Below are 23,141 nucleotides of genomic sequence, written 5' to 3' on the forward strand. Positions count from 1 at the left end.
TCAGTTTTGTGCCAACAAGGGTCGTTTATCTTCATCTTCGCCCCTTCAACTACGTTATAATAACGGACTATCAGGCTAGTCCAAATGGAAACCTGATGTTTAAAAATGATTCACTGCTACTACAAGGACTCGGACTTTCAATAATGAAATTGGTATATAAGCTCACAATAGCGACATGCCTGATTCTACTTCAAGGGTGTTTTAGTTCCAAATATCAGCTTGATACCGAAGATGATGAGGAAAGAGGTATCAGAAATACTTCTACTGGAGAGTTAATTGTTGCTCCAGCAGTGATTGGTTTTGAAAATCAGAGAGGCCATTATTTTGGTTATAGGCTGCCTAAACAAAATGTAATTTGTGACTGGCCCAAGAATGGGCGCAGCAATACGTTTACTATTGCTAAGTTAGACTTAACCCCCGTATTTTTCTCTCTTAACATAGAGACTGGTATGCTTAATGAGTTTACTAATAGGTCTAGATTTGATGAGCACCTTCAATCACTCGATATCATCTTAGGTGATAAATTTATGGATATTGACAACAGTCCTTTTGTTTTACATTACAAAGGAATATATAAGGATTACGACTTTTCAAGTTGTACCCCTCTCGACCACTAGGGCTGTTTGGTGCCATTAACAGACCTTCATGTGACTTTGTAATTTGGGAACGAATCGTATGAACAGCCCCAAAACAAAAACTGTATGGGGCTAAATGGACTTGCTATGACACTAACTCTTTTATTTTTTCTTTAGAAAAGAGCTTGTATAAGCTTGGTACTACAAACAACGTAAGTAGCGTTACTGTGATTAAGCCACCAACAATGACACTAGCAAGTGGTCGTTGAATTTCAGAGCCAACTCCATTTGACATTAACATAGGTATTAGACCCAACGCTGATGTGATAGCAGTCATAAGCACAGGGCGCAACCGTGAAGTCGCACCATCAAATACAGCTTCTGATATTGCTAGCCCATCTTTGATTCGTTGATTGATGCTTTCCACCATTACTACACCATTAAGTACCGCCACGCCAAATAAGGTAATAAAGCCAACAGAGCTTGGAACTGATAGGTACTGACCCGAAACGTATAGTGAAAATACACCACCAATAACAGCTAATGGAACATTAAGTAAGATCAGCATCGCTTGTCCTACTGAACCAAATGCAAAATAAAGGAGTAAAGCTATCAAAGCCAATGACAACGGTACGACAATAGAAAGACGCTGCTGCGCACGCTGCTGACTTTCGAATTGCCCACCAATCGACACCGAATAACCTGCTGGCAATTCTACTTTTGATGCTATCTTTGCTTGAATACCTTCAACCACACCTCCCATGTCACGGCCTTGGACGTTAGCTTGAATAACCACTCGACGCTGTACATCATCTCGCCTGACCTGTGGAGGGCCTGACTCAAAAGACACAGAAGCTACATCACCAATTCGCACCCAAGCCCCTGTAGGAGATTGCAGTCTAATATCGGCAATTGCTTCACTATTCGCTCTAAATTCTTTATCTAAGCGCACGTAAATATCATAACGTTCGTTACCATTGATAATTTGTCCAGCTTCAACGCCACCAATACCGTCTTTAACCACTTCCATGACATCACCAACTGATAAACCATATCGAGAAAGCTCAAGTCTATTAGGAGCGATAACAAGTTGTGCTTCACCTGCAATCTGCTCAAGTGCAACGTCTTTTGCACCCTCAATTGACTTAATCGCAGCTTCAATTTCTCGCCCTTTATTTGCTAGCACCTGTAAATCAGAGCCAAATAATTTAATGGCAAGTTGTGCTTTAACCCCTGATAACAACTCATCTACACGAGTAGCAATAGGCTGAGAGAAATTTAGTAACAATCCCGGAAACTCTTCTAATGAGCGTTCCATTTGATCTTGCAGCTCATAACGATTAGAGGCATTTGTCCATTCTGAAACAGGCTTAAGACCAATGTAAATTTCAATGTTGTTCACAGGCTCTGGGTCGCCGCCAATTTCTGCTCGACCAATGCGGCTTAGCGCGTAAGTCACTTCAGGGAATGCCATCAACTTTTCTTCTAGTATTGGAGCAACAGATAGCGCTGTTTCCAAACTTGAAGAAGGCGCTAACGTTACCCTCAGGTTAATGGTTCCTTCTTCTAACTCTGGCACGAACTCTGTTCCAATTTGTGGAATTATTGCCGCTGCTGAAGCGACTAGAGCTATTGACACAAAAACAACAAGCTTGGTTTGCCTTAATGCGATTTTCAATAACTTTCGATACAAAATATCGATAGGTTTTAAAATCAAACTTTCCCTTTCTTTCACCCCTCGCTTAAACATAAAAGTGGCAAGTGCAGGAACAATAAACAAAGCAACTACAATAGCTGACACAACCGCTAACATAATGCTGATAGCCATTGGCTGAAATAGCTTTGCTTCAACACCTTCGAAACTAAACAGTGGCGTAAAAACAACGAGAATAATTGAAGCTGCAAAAAAGATAGGGCGAGCAACTTCTTTGCCTGCCAATTTTAACTTTTGTTTAGCTTCAATACTTTCATCAGCACTTTCGCTTTCTATTTGTCTGTTTAGGTGTTTAAACATATTTTCAACCATAACAACTGAGCCATCGACTAACATGCCAATAGCCACGGCGATACCGCCAAGCGACATCAGGTTGGCTGAAATGCCTAACCAAGCCATTACCATTAATGCAATTCCAATAGAAATTGGAATTGAGATAAGCACTAGAAACGTAGCTCTTAAATTCATTAAAAATAAGGCGAGTACAACAGTGATAAAAATAAAAGCCAAAGTAAGGGCTTCAACCACGGTTGCAACAGCTTTTTCAATTAAGTCAGCTTGATCATAAAAAGGCTCAAATCGCACACCTTCTGGTAACGCCTGATTGATAAGCTTTGTTCTAGCATTAATACCATCTATCGTCGCTTTGGTATTTGATCCCATGCGTTTTAATACAATGCCAGAGACCACTTCACCTAAATTCTCAACATTGCCATTGTCCGTTTTGCGGGTCATAGTGACAGCACCTTGCCTGATCTCAGCACCAAGCTCTACGTTGGCGACATCCGAAACAGTAACAACGACACCATTAAGTGTTTTAACAGGCACCTGTTGAATATTCTCAATACCTTTTTCACCACTTTCGAACCAACCAGTACCACGAATAACAAGCTGTTCTTGGCCGCGATTCATGTACCAGCCACCGACATTGGCGTTGTTATTTTCAAGCGCGGATACCACGTCCTCTTGGGTTAACTCGTAGGATAGTAATTTGGACGGATCGACATTAACTTGATATTGACGGACGTTCCCGCCGAATGACAGTACATCTGTTACACCGTCTACAGGCATTATTAGCAGTTTAATGATCCAGTCATTCAGACTTCTAAGCGCCATTGAGTCATACTTACTTGTGTCATCTGATATCAGCAAATATTGAAACACCTGTCCTAAGCCGGAAGTGTTTGGCCCCATCTCTGGTGTCCCAACCCCAGCAGGTATGAGTTCTTTTGCAGCCTGTAGGCGTTCAAATACCAATTGTCTTGCAAAATATATATCCGTACCTTCTTTAAAGACTACCGTGACACCCGACAAACCTGTTTTTGAAATAGAGCGCACTTGTTCTACATCTGGTAATGCGTACATTACAGCTTCAATTGGGTATGTGATAAGTTGCTCTACTTCTTCTGCGGCTAAACCTGGCGATTCGGTATTAACAGCAACTTGCACGTTTGTAACGTCTGGGAACGCATCTAAATTCAACTTAGGTATGGTGATAACAGCACTTGCTATCAATGCAAGTAGTGCGATCAGCACGAGCAATCTATTGTTAATAGACCAATCAATAATTCGATTAAACATAACTGGCCTCCTTAATGATTGTGCGGGTCAAAGCCGCCCTTAGCTATCTCAGAGGCGACAAAAAAAGCACCACGGGTAACGACTTTTGTTCCAGATTCAAGGCCGAAAACTTCTCGGTATTCGCCAAAAGATCGACCTCTTGTTACTTCGACTGCTTTAAATTCATTTGGGTGGTCTTCAATAAACACAGTCCAATCACCATCACTGCTTCTAATCAACGCTTCTTCTGGTACTGCAATGACTTCGCTGTTCGATTGGAACTGAAAATAGACTTTCACAAACATACCTGAATGAAGCTTATGTCCAGTATTAATGACCGACAGTCTTACTGTTCGGGTTCGTGTAATGGGATCGATAGTATGAGCTTCTTGAATGACATTGGCTTGGTATTTATAACCATTTAAATCAATCAAGGCCGGACTGCCTAAGGCTAAATTTAACTCTTTGTTAGGGGGAACATTTGCTTCTACCCAAAGGTCGTTTTCATCGGCGAGTAACATAATGGTCTCACCCGCTTCAATGCGCTGACCTTGCATGAAGTCATCTTGCAGGACAACACCGTCCCGCTCAGCTATGAGCACGTACTGCCCAAACGTAGCGCTATCTTGTTGGGCTATTTTGTCAATCGCCTGCTTTGTTAAGCCAAATGCTACTAACTTTCCATAAACACCTTTATAGATGTTTTCTGCTTCAACAAGCGTGCGTTCGCTTATGTTGTTACTTCCTAGCTTTTTCGCTCGCTTCCAATCAGAAGAGGCTATTAAAAAATCTGCTTGAGTTTGAGCCATTGTTTCGCTGAACAAGGTAACTAATTTTTGTCCAGACTTTACGTGGTCTCCTAAGCTTGCATGGCGATTAATCACCACTGAATCTGTGCGAGGTGAAACAAGATAGCTCTTATAGCCATTGGCTTTGACTTCTCCTGGTGCATAAACCGTGTTCAAGTATTTCTTTGGAAAAACAGCATCTACTTCAATGCCTGCTACTTTAATTTTTTCCGTACTTAAGGAAATCCCTTCTTCATGATTCTCTTCTTTAACGAGACTCTCGGTTTCATGTTCTTCACCCTCTGCATGGTCATGTTCATCTGTAGCTTTTTTGACAGGCTTTTCATGCTCATGCGAGTGTTCATCGTGTTGTGTGTTTCTTTGACTTTCAATTGCCAAGGTTGTGTTTATTGAAAACACGGCAAGAATGACTACTAACGCTACGCCAGTAGTTCGAAAAATAATATTCATAATGTCTCTTAACTTTTCTTAAACCAAATTATGTTTGCGCAAAAACGCACTGTATGGAGTAGAAAGTTAAGCTATAGGTGGTCGATAGAGCCTAGTGGAAATACCCAAAGGCAATAAAGTTAATTTGTTGAAGTTATGTGAATGATTTAAAGATAGGTTTGGTGTAAACGCTTTTACCAAAATCCAACTAGTATGATTGCCACTACAGTGTCCGCAATGGTGACAGTCCTCGATATCGTGTTCGTTATTACTATCTAACTGAGGAGAATGATCTGTTTCGTGGTCATGAATAGTTTGTAGATGTTCAACATCTAACTGATGACTTTCCATGCTTGCAGATACAGCAACGAACGATTGCAAAACAATCGATATAATCAGCAGTATTTTTAAAGCAATGTTGGTGTTCAATATTCTATTCTCTTCATTAGACGTTGGTAATGTAACAAATTTCTGAGTACAAATCTAAGCCAGTTAATCAGTGTAAATGTTACTCATCTCTGCAAATTTCATTGGGAAATTCAAACTCAATGGTGGTATGCGACAAATCAAAAGCGCCTAAGTCCTCAGAAATTAGCTGCTTGAGTGATTGTAACTTAGGTACATCGTACGGAGCTTTCAAGACTAGGTGTGCTGTTAGCACATGACTTTCACCATCTAAAGACCAATAGTGCAAGTGATGTACTTCTCTCACTTCTGATTTAGAAAGTAAGGTTTCTGTTATCTTGTCTTGTGTTTCTTTATCAGGTGACGCTTGTAAAAATAATGCCAACGTAGACCTTAAGTTTTTTAGAACGTTAAATAAAATAAAAAGTGTAAAAGCGATAGATAACAAAGGATCTAAAATAGGCCAATCTACAAACATCAAGATAATGGATACGATAAGGACAGCAACCCAGCCAAGGACATCTTCTAATAGATGCCATGTTAATACCTTTTCGTTTAATGTGGTTCCCGCCTTAAGCTTATATACGGCATAACCATTTACTGTCACCCCAAGTAACGCCAATCCTAGCATTCCCTCTACCATTGGCATTTCTGGGTTAGATAATCGAGGAATTGCCTCAACCAAAATAAAGATAGAGCCAGCAATTAAAACAACGCTATTTATTAAGGCACCAAACAGTGACAAGCGCTTATAACCGTAGCTGTACGTCGAAGGTGCTTGCTTATCTGAAAAGTGGCTCAACAACCAAGCAAAGCCGATGGATATGCTGTCACCTAAATCATGAACTGCGTCAGCCATGATTGCCGTACTATTGGTTAGCCAGCCGCCGATGAATTCAATGATGGTAAAAATAACATTTAGAAAAAATGTCCAACCAATGCGCTCATTTTTATCGTGTCCATGGTGGTGGCTATGATTGTGGCTGTGCATTTTTACCTCTACTTTGGTTGCTAGCATTTCTCAAACGATTAACATTCATATTGATAAGATGACGAATCACCGACTGATATAACCAGCGTTTGACTCCTGACAAATTGGTGCCTTTCTCGCTGTAAAATTCATCTGGCGAGTTGTATAAACCAAAGTCATCATGAATGCCTTCCTTTTGAATGTATGTATCTTTTCCCATCCATTCTGTCTGAGGGTTCTCTAAACAGGTTGTTGCGATACCATACCCACAGAAACCACCTTTATCTTGTCTGAATTTAGCTTGAACGGAGCTTAGATAATCATTGTCGAGGATAAAGCCTTCTAAGTTGATCCATTCGCCATCTAAAAAGACTTCAACCCAGCTATGGATAATGTATTTGGGCGCAAGCCAAAACACGTAAGTGGGGATAGCTCCTTTTTGGAGTTGTTGATCAATCGTGAAACCATGAAATCGACACTGAATACCGAGCGCCCGTAGTAGAGCCATTAACAAGTTTCCCTTGGTATTACACTGACCATAGCCATCAGCTAAAACTTCACTTGCGGCAATATCATCGCTGCGGTTATAGCCGAACTGAATTTCATCTTTAACAAAAGAGTAAGCAGCACCTATCTTGTTGTAATCATCTAAAGCTTGCCAGCCTCGTTCTTTAATCAATCGTTGAATAGCATCGTGACTAAAATTTAAGATATTTGTTTCAGATAAATAGGTCTCGTTCATATCACCATCACTTACGTAGTTTTGCTTTACATAAGATAACTATAAAACCTATAGTAACTATAGAGTCAAGCTAGGTTTTAAAAAATATGAAAATAGGTGAACTTTCTAAAGTTTCGGGCTGTTCCATTCAAACAATTAGATATTACGAAAAAGAAGGGTTACTGAATCCGCCTAGTCGTAGCGAAGGAAATTTTCGGTTATATGATGAAAAGGCGTTGAAAGAGTTAGAGTTCGTAAAGCATTGTCGAAGCCTCGATATTCCATTGTCAGATATAAAGACCCTAGTTGAACTTAAAAATAAACCAGAAGAAAGCTGTTCCTCAGTCAATAATCTAATTGCAAACCAGCTCGAATTAGTTAACCAACGAATAAAAGAGTTGAAAGTATTAAAGTCCGAGCTTCAAATAATGAAGAAAGCCTGCTCTTCAGACAATACAGTAGAAAGATGTGGGATTATGAGAACCCTAGAGGTGTAATTAAAACCTCAGTGTCCGCTTTACGCTCATTTCAGACACCTGCAAATGTCATGCACTGGTAAAAGTTGCAGCAATAACAAAAAAGGCTAAGTTGTTGCAACCTAGCCTTGTGTTTCGTTCAATTTACTCGTTTAGCATGGCGAGTTTTTCTTGATAGCCCTGCTCTTTTTGCACGTATTTGTGCCATTGACTAGCTGTTTTTGCTGAGCTTTTTATCCCTTTAGCTTGTTCAAATGCCGTTAGCGATTGATCAAACTGCTGTAAATTAAAGTGAGCCATCCCCAAAACTAACAACATATTACCTTGATTGTCGAGATCACCTCGAGCAATCGCTTTATTGGAGTAATTTATTGCCTGTTGCCAATTCTCCGTATTGAGATAGGTTTGAGCAAGCTGTGCATCAAATTTACCGTGCTCGGCGATCTCTGCCGCTTTTTTCAGCACAGGGATCGCTTTTTGATCTTCTCTAGCTTGAATATAGGCCTGCGAAATTAATTGATAATGTTTTTCCTCAGGTACTACTTTACCTGAAGCGATAGCATCATCGAGTACTTTGGCTGCTTTAAAGGGCAGTTGTTGATACAAATACAACTGCGCAAGCATCACAATGTCACCAGGTTTAGTGATATAGCCTGCTTGCCACGCCGTTTCCATCGCGCCAAGCTGTTTTTGCTCTTGGCCAATTTCGCCGTACATTCCGGCAAGTTGTAGCCAATACTGAGGTTTTTCGTACAGCTTAACCAACTTTTCTATGACCTTAGTAACATTTTCTGGTTGTTTAAGCTCATAATACGCTGCTCGCTGCAGAATTAACCAGTGCTCTTTTGGCAACTCATTACTCGCCTCAGCCATATCAACTGCGCTAGTAATATGTTTGATACTTTCGTTAAATTGCTTGTTTTGATAATACACCTGAGCAAATAAAATGTGCTGATTAGCCACTAATGGCTTATTGTTAGCAACTTGCCACTGATTCAAAAATTCAAGCGATTTAGCATAATCTTGGCTTTGCATTGCCAGTTGCGCCAACGAGTAAAGCGTTGCAACACGCAAGGTGTCAGGAATCGCTTCTTGCGCAACCACATTTTCAAAACTACTGATTGTATTGGCAATATCTTCTTGCCCGTAATACATAAAACCGTAGAAGTTCCATAACATGGCTTTTTCATAACTATTTAAGCTGTCAATGTTATCTTTAACTTGGTCAAGTACCTCAAAGCCAGCTGTTTTATCACCGTTTTCACTTAGCTTTTGTGCTCGCGCCAACTGTGTGTAGACACGATCGCGCATTGCCGGTACCTTGGTGGTTGCTTGCGTTGAATGAGCAACCGCGCCGAAATGATGTCCAAAAACCGTGACGTTAGTTAACGCGGGCAAACTAAATAGCGCTCCGGCAATCACACTTTTTATCATTAAATGCTTCATCATTTGCTCCTGTTCTTTATTAACCGTCTATTTCAAAGGTAATTTTGTTTTGCACGCCAGCGACTTCCATTGGTTGCCCATCAACAACGCGCGGACGATATTTAAATTTGAGCGCAGCTTCTATCGCTGCTCTATCAAATATTCCTTCAGGCTGGGATGCAACGACGATAGGGTCGCGCACCGAGCCATTTTTAGTCACGGTAAACTCTAAAATAACATAACCTTCTATGCCACGAGATTGTGCTCGGCGAGGATAAATCGGGGCAACTTTAAACAGCGGTAAGTATTCACCATCTGAACTTGCTAAACTCAAACCACCTGACAAGCCCGTATCGGCTTGTACATCTGCACTAAAACTGGTGCTAACCGCGTTAGCATTGGGGTTCGCTTTAGCCATTTGCATCGGCTCAACCTGTGGCGGTGGCGTTTGTGGCTTAGGTGGTTTTTGTGGTTTGCGCTCTTTCTTTTGTGGCGTTTCTTCTTGCTTTAAGCGAATAAAATCAAGCACATTGCCTTTTGGTGGATCAGTAAGCACATCGTTACCACCTTTGATAAGCACTTGCATCCCCCACAATAAAAAGAAGGTTACGCTTACCGCTAAGCCTATCGCCAAGATATAACGCGCCAGCGCAGAGGAAAAAACACTCCCTTTAGCTGCTATTTGCGTTTGCTCTAATTCAATTGCCGCTGACATTGTTACGCCTCATCAGCCGCAATTGACACATCATAAACACCAGCGGCACGTGCTGAGTCCATGACCTTAACTAATACATCAGTCGTTGCTTTCTTATCCGCTTGAATAACGACTGTGCCTTGTGGGTTTTCAGCTTTTAATCGCTCAATGTTGGCCTGCACTGTACGCACATCAACTCGGCGCTTATTGATCCAAATCTCACCTTTATCGCTAATAGCCACTAAGATGTTGGCACGCTCTTTCTTGACCGCAGTCGCCGCTTCAGGGCGGTTAACATCAATACCGGCTTCTTTCACGAAAGATGCGGTAACGATAAAGAAAATAAGTAGAATGAAAACAACATCGAGCATGGGTGTCATGTTAATTTCTTCTGCTTCTTCAGCTTCGTGAATGACTTTTGCTAATTGTGAACGCATGTTTAAGTCCTTAAAGTTTTTTTGGATACAACAACTAGTGCTGCATCAATAATTTATCTTCTAATAGTTCCGTTTGGCGTTTTGCATAACGCTGGAAGTAAGTCACCATAAATACACCTGACAAACTGCCCACCATACCTGCCATAGTAGGAATAGTTGCACGAGATACGCCCGATGCCATTGAGCGGGCATTGCCGCTACCAGAAATGGCCATAACGTCGAATACTTCAATCATCCCTGTTACCGTGCCGAGTAAGCCAAGCAATGGGCAAAGCACAACAAGTGACTGAATTAACGCGATATTGTGATTTAATGCCGAAGAGGCTTTAGAAACCGTTGCCATTCGAATTTGCTCGGCGTTCCAAGAGCGGCGTTCCTCTCTGGCAAACCAGCGGTTAACAATATTGTTTTTCATTGCGCGGTAGCCAAATAAGACAAACGCAAGACGCTCAAAAATTAATAGCCACATTAAGGCGATGACTGCGGCAATGACGGTCAAAACCTGACCGCCAGTGTCGAGAAACTCACGGATACTATTCATCATGTCGATGAACAAAATCATGGTTTATGCTCCCTTCTCGCTGCGGTTTGCAATAATGCCAGCGCTTTGCTGTTGAAGGATGTTGATAATGCCCTTACTACGGGTATTTAATAGCGTAGAAATAAAGACCATTGGAATCGCAACCACTAAGCCTAATACCGTAGTAACAAGTGCTTGTGAAATACCACCAGCCATTAACTTAGGGTCGCCAGTACCAAACAAGGTAATGGCTTGGAAGGTATTGATCATGCCGGTTACCGTACCAAGTAGACCGATAAGTGGCGCAACTACCGAAATGATTTTAATAATGGTTAAGCGCGATTGCAGTTTAGGCACTTCACGTAAAATTGACTCAGAAAGCTTTAACTCTAGCGTTTCAGTGTCGGCATTTGGGTATTGCTCTTTAACCTTGAGTACTCGGCCTAATGGGTTATCGTCACGCGGCTTGGCAGCTTTTAATTGACGATTAACTTTCGCACCAATTAAAAACAGTGAAATGAAACGCTCAATGGCAATCAATAAGCCGACTAAACCAATCGCAATAATGACATACCCCACTGGACCACCTTGATCTACGCGCTCGCGATCACTCGGTGCTTGAATCAGTAAACTTAAAATTGAACCACCGGTTGGATCTAAGGCAAATGCTACTTGGCCATTTGATGTATTGGTTAGCTCTTTTGCGCTATCTAAATAACGATTAACAGGTTGGCGCACTAATTCTGCGACTGCATCTGTCTCGCTGATATATTCTAAATATTTGCCGTTAGCAACTAGGTTAAAACTACCAACACGTTTAACGTTTGCTGTTGTTCTCGTGCCGTCAGCAAGCACGATTTCGCGCTCAAAACTGGCAATTTTACCGCTTTGCGTCATCTCGCGCTGAAGTTCAAACCACAGTTGCTCAATCTCTTCAATTGAGGCGAGTTTTGACGTTGAGCCCATTGATTGAGCAAAGTCATCTAAAAAGCTATCACGGCCTGAGATTTGCGCCGAAATAACTGAGTTTTGGAATTTGCTTTTGGTGTCACCGGCAACTTGTTGCAACACGCCAAATAACTCTTTTAATTCACCTAAGCGCTTGTTTAACGCTTCTGTTTGATTAGCAAGTGCTAACTCATTATCTTGGAACTGACCTTCGAGCTCAGTACTGAGCTTGATTTGATTATCTCGTTGGTTAACGGCTTGTTTTAATAATGCGTCTTGCTCTGATTTACGAGCAACAAACTGAGCTTCACGGGCTTTGTTTTGCTCTGTTTGAGCAATTTGACCTTGCGCTAATTGGTTTAGTAGCTCGTCTAAGTTTTTCGCGTCATTTGCCTGGCTGCCAACACTCAGTGCTGTCATAGCAAAACCAGCTAATAAGGCTTTCTTGTTAAAGGTAAATTTCATCATAGGTTCCTTATTCGCTAACGTTTAATGGCACAATAACTAAGTCAGGGGCAAGCTGCTTTCTGGCAATGCGAAAGGCTTTGTTTAAATCGCTGCGATAACTCGCAGGTAGTGCTTCCCATGATTTACTCTCAGCGTTCCATAAACCGAGGTTTGAGCCATCGCGCGTTTGGTATAAAAAGCTCACGCGACCTATGCGTAGAAACTCAACGTTTTGCTCTTGACCATCGATCGTCAAAAGCCCGCTGTAGGCTTCTATCGTGCGACCGTAATCAACTTCAATCTGATAGGCCTCTAACACGCGGCGAAACTTCTCTGAAACGGCAATATCTGCGCGTTCCATCATGCTGTTTAAGCTTGCTAAACGCTGTGCGCGCTCTTCTGGTAAAAAAGGCACATCAAGCGCAACAAAGGCTTCTAAAGTCGAAATCATACGCGCCATGAGCGGGGAAATTTGGCGCTCAATAATGCTGACTTGCTCCATTGAATTAGCTATATCTGCTAGCTCAGCTAATTGGTTGTCAATTTGCTTTTGCATTTGCACGTTGTAGACATTCAAGCCATCAATTTCTTTATTAACCGTTTTAAATTGTTGTAATTTGGTTTGAATTTGGTCGCTAATTTTGTCGATTTTGTGTTGCGACTTTTCAGCTGACTGATTAATTTTTTGGCCTGCTTTTACAACGTCTTGAACATCGGTTGATTGCGCAGCATTAAGCGAAAGGCTGCAACTTACACCGATAAGTGCGGTTGCAAAGGCTAGCTTAGACAATTTCATAGTAAACCCTAGTTGATTTGCAAAAAATGTAATGACGCAAGGACAAAGTTCATGAACTTACGCGCTTTTGTTATGGTGCAAAATTCTAAAGGGCATTTGTGACAATAAAGTTTCAACAATATTGCAACTTTATTAAATGACAGAAAAGTGTCAGATTTTTTAAATTTATTAAGGATTTATGACAACTAGCGACAAACGTACGAGTCGTACCCGAGTAGTCGGGTATCTATTTGTTGTAAACCAGGAGATTACCGCCTGCGCGGTAATGACGGGACGAGTCATACCCGAGTAATCGGGTACCTTTGTGTTGTAAAACATGAGATTACCGCATGCGCGGTAATGACCATACGAGTCATACCCGAGTAGTCGGGTATCTATGTACTGTAAACGAGGAGATTACCGCCTGCGCGGTAATGACGATAAGGGCTAGAGATTACCGCATGCGCGGTAATGACGATTAGAGCCAGAGATTACCGCATTTGCAGCAATGACCATACGAGTCATACCCGAGTAGTCGGGTATCTATGTGCTGTAAACGAGGAGATTACCGCCTGCGCGGTAATGACGATAAGGGCTAGAGATTACCGCATTTGCAGCAATGACCATACGAGTCATACCCGAGTAGTCGGGTGTCTATGTGCTGTAAACGAGGAGATTACCGCCTACGCGGTAATGACGATAAGAGTCAGAGATTGCCGCATTCGCGGTAATGACGATAAGGGCTAGAGATTATCGCATCGATAATTGCTCCCTGTATTATTCTAATGACCTACATCCATGTAGGCATTCGCGGTAATGACGGTAAAGTCAAAAAAAGGTAGCTTGCGCTACCTTTTCTAACAGTTAGTGCGATTACGCCTTATTCAAATTCCCAGCGGAACTGAATATCAAAACCTATCCCTTTGGTTTCTGATCGGAATAAGGTATCGGAAAATTCGATCTCTTTTTTCTGATCTAGGATATTTTCAACCTTAAATTTCAAGGTCGTTGAATAGGTTGGGAAGTAGGTATAAACCAAATCTAACGAGTGAAATGGTTGCTCGTACTTATCATCTTGGCCTTCAATACCTGGAATAATAATGCGATCGCCAAATACGTTGTAGGCAAGCGTCGCCGAGTGATTACCATTTGGTGCATCAAAGCCTAAATTTAAGTTAACCACATACTCCGAGTGACCCGTCATTCTGCGCGTAGGATTGGTAATAGCCGCTGAAACACCGGTTTGATCAACCACGCGCTGGGTGTCGATATTAATTTCTGAATCACTTAGCGTGACGTTACCAGAAATAAAGAAGCTATCTGCCCATTCGCCAATAGTATCGGCTAGGAAGGTGAAATCTTTCATAAAGTCCACTTCAACACCATAGACATTGCCGTCTTCAGCGTTTGCCATAACAATCAGTGGCGGACCATCTTGGGCTGGTGATTGAACCGACTCAATTGGGTTAATCATATCTTTATAGAACAAGCCAACCGATAAGTTTTCACCGGTATCCATGTACCACTCCCAACGCAAGTCGTAATTTTTCATATCTGTTGGGTTTAGTGCTGGGGTACCGCGCACTGGATAACCCGTTAACGGATCGAGATACGTGGTAGGTGCAACTTCTCGTAGATCAGGTCGAACTGTCGTTTGGCCATATGAAAAACGGTATTGCATCTCGGCAGATGGAATGTAAGTTAGCGCTAACGCCGGATACCACTCGTCCTGCTGAAAAGCTAAATCGTTTAAGTCTGCTGGTAAATCAAACTCGCCTGTTGAGGGCTTTAAACCAGCAACGACTTGGCGAAAATCTTCATATCGAACGCCGCCGCTGATGCGCCACTGTTGATCAATAAAAACATCAGCTTCAACGTAATATGCATCAATCATTTGGGCTGCAAAATAATCATCGCCATCCACTGAAGTATCGCGAATAACAGTTTCATTGCCTTTTAGCTCACCGTTGAGAATAACCTCATCAGTTAAGATGTCGTTCATCATGCTACCGCTAAAGTCAACGTTATTAAACGCAAGCGTATTCACATCAATTCGGCGAGCAAATGCTTGACGACTTTTCTCGACAAAATCACCACCGGCTTTTAATTCAATTTCCATATTGTCGGTCATGATCGGCAGTGAAAAGTTATAGCCATAGTTTTCTAGATCATCGTCAAGCGACTGAAATGAATAGCGCGAAGCAGTAGTTGCTCGGCGCAACGAGCTTTCACTACTAACATCAAATATGCCATCTTCGTTGCCATCGGCAACTATATAACGGGTTTCAATATTGCCCGGTGCCTGGCGCTCTGATCGCGAATCTGAGTATTTCCAATCGAAGCCTAAATAGCTGAGTTCAGGAAAGTTATGACTACCGCGAATTTGATTGGCGATCATCTCACGTTCTTCGTAAATCACTTCGCTATCGCGTACGCGCAACCCATCGCTAATTAAGACGTTATTCGTGTTACCTAATTTAACGCGAAGCTCATCCACAGTGTCGTGCAAAATTAAACTTGATAAATCAATGCGATGATTGTTTTGATATTCAAAACCAACATTGAACATGCCTGACCATTTAACATTGTGCTGAGTCGATTTCACATCATCAAAACCGCGTACCAATGACCAGGTATCGTCTTGGTTACGTCTAAAGTCTTGACCGTCATAAATTTCGCTATATTGATATTCATTGTCATATGATACGGCGGCTAAAAAGCCAATGCGGTGATCGTCAAAATCAGCGCGATTACCAACAGTAAAATCAACGCCGTAGTCTAGATCAACGTGATCTTCGACAGGATCGTAGTCGCGGTTCATTTCTGCAGCAATTTGGCGATTTTCATCCTGTGAGACACTGCCTAAACCTTGGTAGCTCGACCACAGATCTTTGAGGGCTTGTGGCGCTTGACGCGTGCCATCATCAATACCTTTCCAATCATCGCTGCCGCCAGTATAGCTATAGCCTCGATTAAAGTTATCGGTATTACCACCAACATTGGCCGCCATATTCATCACAAAGTCTGAAGGAATGGTTTTTAGGCGAATATCAACGTTACCGCCACCAAAATGCGCCGGCATTGACGGCGAATATGATTTTTGCACACTCAGTGATTCAATAATTGACGATGGGAATAAATCGAGCGGAATAACGGTTCGCGTTGGATCTGGGCTCGGTACATAAGCACCGTTTAATTGGGTACTTGAGTAGCGCTCGCCTAAACCGCGAACATAAATAAATTTACCATCGACTAGCGTTAAACCGGTAACACGACGCAAAGCCGCTGCGGCATCGCCATCTCCTGTTCTTGAAATTTGCTCAGCGCCAAGAATATCGGCAACAAAAGCTTGGTTCTTACGCTCTTCAATAACGGCACTTGCCGTACCTTTTAAACGACTTGCCTTGACGACAACTTCTTCAATCGCAAGTGCTTCCTCGTTTGCCGCCTCTTGAGCAACAGCATTGGCACTTAGTCCGGTTAGGAGCGCTAGCGTGATACTCGATAAGCTAAAACGATTGGTGATATTTTTCATCTCTAACCTCGTTACTATGATTAATTTACCTGAGCAATTTGCCACTGCTGATAAAATCAACCACGGTAGTTATGAACTGTTTTCTATTCGGTTTGTTTTGATTATTAAGAAATTAAGCCACTGCCTGATGGCAGTGGCTTATAGACGCAGGCTTATTCCAAGCCTACCGTCCAACCAGCAGTCCAATCGTTGTCAGCTGTCACCGCACCGATGTGAGAGGCATTATCAAAGAATGTGCTCGCACCAAAGTCATATGCTTGTGTTGCATCTGTGGTGTAAATGCCACTTAATACATCACTGATATTCTCTTGTGTTGAGTTATCCATCATCGCATTTAATACCCAGTTACCAAGGTCAAACGATGCATCACTAGAATCAGCGGTGTTTTTAAAGTTCTCATCACAAGCAAATACCGAGTTAGTAATAACAGTGTCGCTCGCTACGGCTTGGTCAACAGTTAAGCCTGCTTCAAGCTCTAAACACTCACCCATTCCAGCGCCACCAGTGACAACAAAGTTGTGTAATTGAGCACGTGTACCTTCGCGTAAGTAAATACCTTCAGAGTCTTTATCGGCGGTATCAAAACCGTTGCCGATAATGGTCATATTGGCAATCGTTGGGTTTGATTGTGGCTCTTTACCCGGTGTTGAACCGTCATTATCGGCTTCAATTGCACGGTTCGCTTCACCGTCGTTATCAGCGTGCTTAACTAAAACATACTGCATATTACCGCGATAGCCGTTATCCCAATCGACTGAGTCGTCTTTGTTGGCCGTTAAAACAACGTATTTAGCGTTAACTGCACCACCGAAGAATTCGATACCATCGTCAGCATTTTCGTGAACTTGGATGTATTCAACTGTTGTTGCTGCGCCCACACCACCAAAAGTAATGCCGTTTAATTCATTATCTGGCGCAATTTCATAACCTGCGTGCTTAACAACTACGTAGCGCAAAGTACCAGAATTATCGTTCCAGTCCGTACCGCCAAACACAGCCCCTTCTTCAACACCTTCTACTTGTAATGCACAAGCGCTGCCGTCTGACGGACACTTGTTAGATGGTGCGTTACCGAGTAAAACGATACCACCCCATTGACCTGAGCCTGTTTCTTCACCGTTAACATCTTGGCTAGAAGTAAAGGTAATAGGATTAGCTGAAGTGCCGTTTGCTTCAATTTTTGAATCGCGGCTAACCACTAAATAATCGTTACCAGAGCGACCAAAAATGGTTACGCCAGCATCGATTGTCAAAGTAGATGAGTTTGCTTTATCTTCACCGACAAATACCGGACCATTTAATGCGTAAATATTATTCGCCGTTAAACGTAGATCGCTCGTTAACGTACCTGAAATTTCACATGCCGACTGGCCTGCTACAGCGGTGATCGCTGTTGTGCCCATTGGGCAGCCTTGAACTGGTGCTTGTGCTGTTACTTCACCGCCACCAAAACCAAACGCCCAACCTTGACGCCAATCATTTTCACTATCAAATGCACCAATGTGAGATGTCGTGTCAAACCAACCATCAACTAATGCGACATCTTGACCGCCATCGATTAATGATGAGTTAGCATCTGGCACACCAGTATTATCAATTAAGATAGAAGTGCTCACAGAATTTGACTGTTCAGCTAAGAACCACGCTTCTAAATCTAACAGTGTTGAATCATCAGCTGCTTTTGCATTTTTGAAATTCTCGCCATTTGCACAGGCCATTACTGAATTTTGAAAAACAATTTTACCTGAGTTTGCGTTATCAACCGTTACCGATGAGCTATCGCCGCCTTCAAACTCTAAACACTCACCCATTTCTTCTGGACCAGTTACAACAACGTTGTAGAATTTACCGGCAGTACCTTCGCGCAGGTAAATACCTTCCGAGTCTTTATCAGCTGTATCAAAGTTGTTGCCGATAATCGTCATATTGGCGATTGTTGGATTAGATTGCGGCTCTTTGTCTGGTGTTGAACCGTCGTTATCAGCTTCAATTGCGCGGTTCGCTTCACCGGCATTCACATCGTGTTGAATAAAAACGTGTTGTAAACGGCCGCGATAACCGTTGTCCCAGTCAACAGAATCATCTTTGTTACCTGTAAGCACTAAGTGCTTGACATCAACCGCGCCACCGAAAAACTCAACGCCATCATCGGCATTAGCGTGCACTTGTAAGTAGTCAACTTGTGTACCTGAACCAACGCCACCAAAAGTAACACCGTTTAGTTCATTGTCTGGGGCAATTTCATAACCTGCGTATTTAACGACAACGTATTTAAGGATACCTGAGTTATCTTCCCAGTCCGTACCACCAAATACTGCACCTTCTTCAACACCTTCGACTTGTAAAGCACACTCACTGCCATCTGAGGGGCACTTATTTGATGGTGCATTACCTAAAATAACTAAGCCACCCCATTGGCCAGCTGTAGTCTCTTCACCTTGAACGTCTTGAAGTGAAGTGAAAATAATCGGATCTTGTGCTGTACCTTCAGCCATGATTTTAGCGCCGCGGTGAACAACCACATAATCACTGCCAGAGTTACCAAAAATTACCGCGCCAGGCTCGATCGTTAGGGTAATTGGGCTGCCATCGGCATTAGCATTTTGCTTAACTGCTGGTGCACCTTGACGAGACTCACTTGCTGTTGTGCCTTGACCAACTTCAAGAGCGCCGTCAATCGCATAAAAGACTGGCGTCCCCTCAGCACTAGCAACCAATGTGGTATTTTCGCTAATCGCACCAGATATCGTTTGAACGTACACTTCAGTACCGAGAACCGCACTCACTTGAGCGCTTAATGTGGTATTTGGCGTACCGGCTAAATTATCTGTTGGATTAGATGGGTTGGTTGGCTCGGGATTATTGATCGTTGTATCACCTACCGAGTTATCTACTTCTGATGACAAATTGATGTCACCACCACAACCAGCAAGTATTAACGCACTAGATACAGCACTGACTTTAAAAATTTCCATTAATTTCATTGTTGTTATGCTCCGCAGCATGTCTAAGTTATAAAAAGTAAAAATTGACAAAGCGTTACGTCATGTAACTTGTTTGCTATTAAAATTTTGTTCGCCATGCTACGGAGTAAAAATGACAGAAATGTTTTGGAAATATTTATTTTTTGTTGCGCGTTTTTTACAAACAGATGACAAAACAACGCCACGCCAGAGCTAGCAAGGTGTTGTTTACATGACGTTTTTATGACAAAAAAAATCCCGAGCTACTAACTTTCGCTAGCAACACGGGATTTTTCAATTAAGACGCGGTTGGCGAAAGTCGCGCCTTATATTAATTCAGTTCAATTCAAAGAATGATAACCACCATTATTGTGGTGCATTAGTTTTCGCAAACTTAGTAACAATAACACCGTTACAATACAAATCACTTAACACTTTTTCATCTTGAATGGATTCAATACCTTGGTTTAATGCGGTGATACATAAATTTGATGCATCATCGTTATTTGCCGGTATAAACTTTTTTACTTTCACAACTTCTGGCTGCTCAGGTAGCGCCTTCTTTTGTACTTCTGATGCAAAACGCTTTAGCGTTTTGCCATTACACGTCATATGAGATAACTCTTTATTAGCATCAGAAAACTGAGTAACAGCGACCTTTTTAGCTGCTTGATAACCTTGCTCAGCGGCAACAATGCACAGGTTTGTTGCTGGTGAATCATCTAACGCAACCATTTTAACATTTGACGATAAGGCAAACGCCTGAGTGCTGGCAATTGATACAATGACTAAAGCAAATAATTTTTTCATAACGACCTCTAAAACTAAAATAAACTGGCTATCTCGCGGTTTAGAGCAATTATACTAACCCGAAGCGGAATGTAAATATATTTCGTAATAAAATTACAAATAAGATCTATTGAATACGAATTCAGTCAAACAAACACCTTAAAGAACGAATTAAACGTAATTAAATTACATTACCATTTTTGCATTTTACGGTAGATTGTTGACGGGTTTACTTGCAGTAACGCTGCAGCTTGGGTGATGTTGCCTTGGCATTTTGCAATAGCGTCTTCTATAGCTCGGCGCTCAACATCGGCTAAAGGAATGACTTCTGAACTTTCACTAGGTGTTGCTGTAACGCCTGAATTAACCATATTCTCTGGTTGCAGCCGACTGTTGTTAATACTAATGTGCTCTTGCAATATCGCATCTAACATAGCTTTGGTGATCTGTTGACCGCTATTCATGATGCAAACACCGTGAATGGTATTTTCGAGTTGTCTAACATTACCCGGCCATGCATATTGATTAATCAAGCTAACGGCATCATCAGAAAACCCAGTAAATGATTTACCCTGTTGCTCACTAAATCGGGTTAAAAAGTGTTTGGCGAGTTCGAGCTTATCCATTTCGCGCTCTCTAAGGGGGGGAATGGATAACGGAATGACATTAAGGCGATAAAACAAATCCTCACGAAATTGCCCCGCACTTACCGCTTCGGACAGACGCACGGCTGACGCACTAACAATTTGCGTATCAAAGCGCTTTATTTGATGACTACCTAAAGGTGTATACTCTCGCTCTTGTAAAACACGTAACAGCTTGGCTTGAATCGCAAGTGGCAAAGTCGTTATTTCATCGAGAAAAACCGTACCGCCATCAGCTTGGGCAAAAATCCCTTGGCTATCGCTAACGGCACCGGTGTAGGCCCCTTTAACTGCACCAAATAATTGTGCTTCAATGAGATTTTCTGAAAAATTTGCACAATTTACCGCAACAAACGGCTGATCTTGCCGTGCGCTTGCTCGATGACAAGCATTAGCAACCAATTCTTTACCTGTGCCCGTTTCACCATTGATAAAAATTGGCACATTAGCACCTGCGGCTAAGCTTATTTGCTGCTTCAAGTGCTGCATAGCTAGGCTATCACCGATAATGGTTTTTTCGACAAAGCTATCTTTTGGTGTTTGAGTCTTAGGTGCTTTGTTTTGGGTAACGACACTTTCAACGGCGAAAATTAATTCTGCATTTTTCCATGGTTTGGCAATAAATTTATCAATAATCCCTTCATTAAAGCATTTAGAAACCTGATCAAAATCTTGATATGCACTTAACATAATACGCGTTGAATCGGGCCACAGTGCTTTTGCTTCTTGCAACAAGGCGTAACCATCAATATCAGGCATACGCTGATCTGAAATAATGACACTCGGCTCTGCTGCCTTGATAGTGCGCAGCGCTTGACGAGGAGATGTAAAGGTTTGAATATCTGCAGGCAGACGAATCAAGCATCGTTTTAATGCACTACAAATTTCTCGCTCATCATCAACGATGATGACCAAGGGTAAATTATTTTGTATCGACATTTACTTCTCCTGCTGATTTACCCCACGTAATATAGACACGTAAGTGCTGTTTCGAGCTTTGCTCAAAAGTTTCTAGTTTTGCAATACACTTTGCCGATACGTGAGTACCCTTAACCAATAGCTTGCGTTCATTTTCATCCAGTAAATCTTGTGATAACACCATACCTTGTCGCAACTGCCCTACGGTAATAACTCGCTCAAAATACTCATCCGCGGTTGGCGATTCTATTAATTGAAAGAATTGCTTAATGATTTGCCGATCAAAAACCTGACCAGATAACTTTGTCATCATGATTTTTGCTTCTCCATGCGCTATAGGCTCTTGGACGAAGTCACCTCTAACCAGTAAATCGTAATAAAGTACAACAGATAAAATTTTACTTCCGATTGAAATCTCATCGTTAAATAAACCATCGGGGAAACCCGTGCCGTCAACATGCTCGTACAAATGAGCTAAGATTTCTGCACTCGGCGCTAGCAGTTGTGAACCTCTCAACAAATTAGTCGAATTAACGGAAAGTTTTACAAACCTTGCTTTTTGATTATCCGTCATTTGTTGCCATCCCTTGTGCAGTAAATCCTGCGGCACACCAAAACTACCTATTTTGTGATAAAGCCCTGCGAGGTAAATTTGTTGTGCGACACCAAAAGTTTGCCCTAAGCGCAAGGCAAGCAATTTGGCTTGCTGAGCAACGCGTTCACTTTGATGGTCGTGCTCTTGGCAAAAATAACTAATCAAATGAGCACCGACATGAATTAACTCATTATTCATGACTTTCAAATCACTTTGCTGCTGATCGGCATGTTCATGTAACAATGAGATATTATGTTCAGCTGAGGCAAGTTTCTTCTTTTTATCATTTAATTGTTTTAAGGCACTGCGTTGCTTGCGCTCAACTTGCAGTTCTTTGATTAACGTATTGAGTTGAACAATAAGCTTTTTGTTATCCCAAGGCTTTGAAATATAGCAAGATACCTTACCTTCATTAATTGCCTCTTCTGCTAACGCCATATCGGCGTAGCCAGTTAAAATAACCCGCTTGGTTGGTTCATGTAGTTTGGCAATAGTAATCAAAAGCTCAGCACCAGTCATTTTGGGCATTCGCATATCACTAATAAAGATATGGCTCGGATGGAGTTTAAACTGCTCAATAGCTTTTAGCGGATCAGTAAACCCCCGCACGTTATACTTACCATTTAGTGTGCGCTTGAGCGCGTTGATGATCTCGACTTCATCGTCGACAACAATAATCGAAGGTAGCATCTAATCTCCATCTAAATTAATGACTTGCTTTAAGATGTGCTAGCATTATAGTTATAAAGATATAATGTATAAGCCTAATTAATCAATGACAAACGGTGAAAA

Annotated in this window: 17 protein-coding genes; 2 read left to right on the top strand and 15 right to left on the bottom strand. The window is 41.9% G+C overall.

Annotated features, from left to right (window positions below):
* Positions 1-95 precede the first annotated feature (95 nt).
* Complete coding sequence (locus LP316_RS14095; RefSeq protein WP_193021780.1) at positions 96-617, top strand: hypothetical protein; 522 nt, start codon at positions 96-98, stop codon at positions 615-617.
* A gap of 103 nt (positions 618-720) precedes the next feature.
* Here the strand turns inward: LP316_RS14095 and LP316_RS14100 are convergent, their stop codons facing one another.
* From LP316_RS14100 to LP316_RS14115, 4 genes are all read right to left on the bottom strand, one after another.
* Positions 721-3,870, bottom strand: a complete 3,150-nt coding sequence (locus LP316_RS14100; protein ID WP_193021781.1) for an efflux RND transporter permease subunit — start codon at positions 3,868-3,870, stop codon at positions 721-723.
* 11 nt (positions 3,871-3,881) lie between these two features.
* Entirely contained in the window at positions 3,882-5,108 is a 1,227-nt protein-coding gene (locus LP316_RS14105) for an efflux RND transporter periplasmic adaptor subunit (protein ID WP_193021782.1), read from the bottom strand.
* Between the two features lie 487 nt (positions 5,109-5,595).
* Positions 5,596-6,483 (bottom strand): cation diffusion facilitator family transporter, encoded by an 888-nt coding sequence (locus LP316_RS14110; RefSeq protein ID WP_193021783.1) that lies wholly within the window; start codon positions 6,481-6,483, stop codon positions 5,596-5,598.
* Positions 6,464-7,204, bottom strand: a complete 741-nt coding sequence (locus tag LP316_RS14115; RefSeq protein WP_193021784.1) for a transglutaminase-like domain-containing protein — start codon at positions 7,202-7,204, stop codon at positions 6,464-6,466. Before LP316_RS14115 ends, LP316_RS14110 begins: the two co-directional genes overlap by 20 nt.
* Before the next feature lie 86 nt (positions 7,205-7,290).
* Between LP316_RS14115 and LP316_RS14120 the strand changes: the two genes are divergently transcribed.
* The gene (locus LP316_RS14120; protein WP_116008576.1) at positions 7,291-7,680 is read left to right on the top strand and encodes a Cd(II)/Pb(II)-responsive transcriptional regulator; all 390 of its coding nucleotides are present in this window, start codon (positions 7,291-7,293) and stop codon (positions 7,678-7,680) included.
* A 123-nt stretch (positions 7,681-7,803) separates the two neighbouring features.
* Here LP316_RS14120 and LP316_RS14125 read toward each other — a convergent pair whose 3' ends face one another.
* The 11 genes from LP316_RS14125 to LP316_RS14175 form a co-directional block, all read right to left on the bottom strand.
* Entirely contained in the window at positions 7,804-9,105 is a 1,302-nt protein-coding gene (locus LP316_RS14125) for a tetratricopeptide repeat protein (RefSeq protein ID WP_193021785.1), read from the bottom strand.
* Between the two features lie 19 nt (positions 9,106-9,124).
* Positions 9,125-9,733: an energy transducer TonB gene (locus LP316_RS14130; RefSeq protein ID WP_226960852.1), complete on the bottom strand. Its 609-nt coding sequence runs from the start codon at positions 9,731-9,733 to the stop codon at positions 9,125-9,127.
* Positions 9,734-9,801: 68 nt separating this feature from the next.
* Positions 9,802-10,215 (bottom strand): ExbD/TolR family protein, encoded by a 414-nt coding sequence (locus LP316_RS14135; RefSeq protein WP_193021787.1) that lies wholly within the window; start codon positions 10,213-10,215, stop codon positions 9,802-9,804.
* Between the two features lie 34 nt (positions 10,216-10,249).
* Positions 10,250-10,777, bottom strand: coding sequence for a MotA/TolQ/ExbB proton channel family protein (locus tag LP316_RS14140; protein WP_193021788.1), 528 nt, complete (start codon positions 10,775-10,777; stop codon positions 10,250-10,252).
* Positions 10,778-10,780: 3 nt separating this feature from the next.
* Positions 10,781-12,151 carry a MotA/TolQ/ExbB proton channel family protein gene (locus LP316_RS14145; RefSeq protein ID WP_413470658.1) on the bottom strand — a complete coding sequence of 457 codons (1,371 nt, stop codon included), beginning with the start codon at positions 12,149-12,151 and terminating at the stop codon, positions 10,781-10,783.
* A 7-nt stretch (positions 12,152-12,158) separates the two neighbouring features.
* Positions 12,159-12,926, bottom strand: coding sequence for a DUF3450 domain-containing protein (locus tag LP316_RS14150; protein WP_193021790.1), 768 nt, complete (start codon positions 12,924-12,926; stop codon positions 12,159-12,161).
* An 859-nt stretch (positions 12,927-13,785) separates the two neighbouring features.
* On the bottom strand, positions 13,786-16,440 hold the full coding sequence (locus LP316_RS14155; RefSeq protein WP_193021791.1) for a TonB-dependent receptor domain-containing protein: 2,655 nt from the start codon (positions 16,438-16,440) through the stop codon (positions 13,786-13,788).
* Between the two features lie 152 nt (positions 16,441-16,592).
* On the bottom strand, positions 16,593-19,424 hold the full coding sequence (locus LP316_RS14160; protein ID WP_193021792.1) for a hypothetical protein: 2,832 nt from the start codon (positions 19,422-19,424) through the stop codon (positions 16,593-16,595).
* Positions 19,425-19,769: 345 nt separating this feature from the next.
* Positions 19,770-20,213: a hypothetical protein gene (locus LP316_RS14165; RefSeq protein WP_193021793.1), complete on the bottom strand. Its 444-nt coding sequence runs from the start codon at positions 20,211-20,213 to the stop codon at positions 19,770-19,772.
* 170 nt (positions 20,214-20,383) lie between these two features.
* Positions 20,384-21,775, bottom strand: a complete 1,392-nt coding sequence (locus LP316_RS14170) for a sigma-54-dependent transcriptional regulator (protein ID WP_193021794.1) — start codon at positions 21,773-21,775, stop codon at positions 20,384-20,386.
* Positions 21,759-23,039 (bottom strand): HD domain-containing phosphohydrolase, encoded by a 1,281-nt coding sequence (locus LP316_RS14175; protein WP_193021795.1) that lies wholly within the window; start codon positions 23,037-23,039, stop codon positions 21,759-21,761. The genes LP316_RS14170 and LP316_RS14175 overlap by 17 nt, the downstream gene beginning before the upstream one ends.
* Positions 23,040-23,141: the final 102 nt, after the last annotated feature.

Origin of the sequence: Thalassotalea sp. LPB0316, assembly GCF_014898095.1 — a bacterium.
In the GTDB taxonomy this organism is placed as follows: domain Bacteria; phylum Pseudomonadota; class Gammaproteobacteria; order Enterobacterales; family Alteromonadaceae; genus Thalassotalea_G.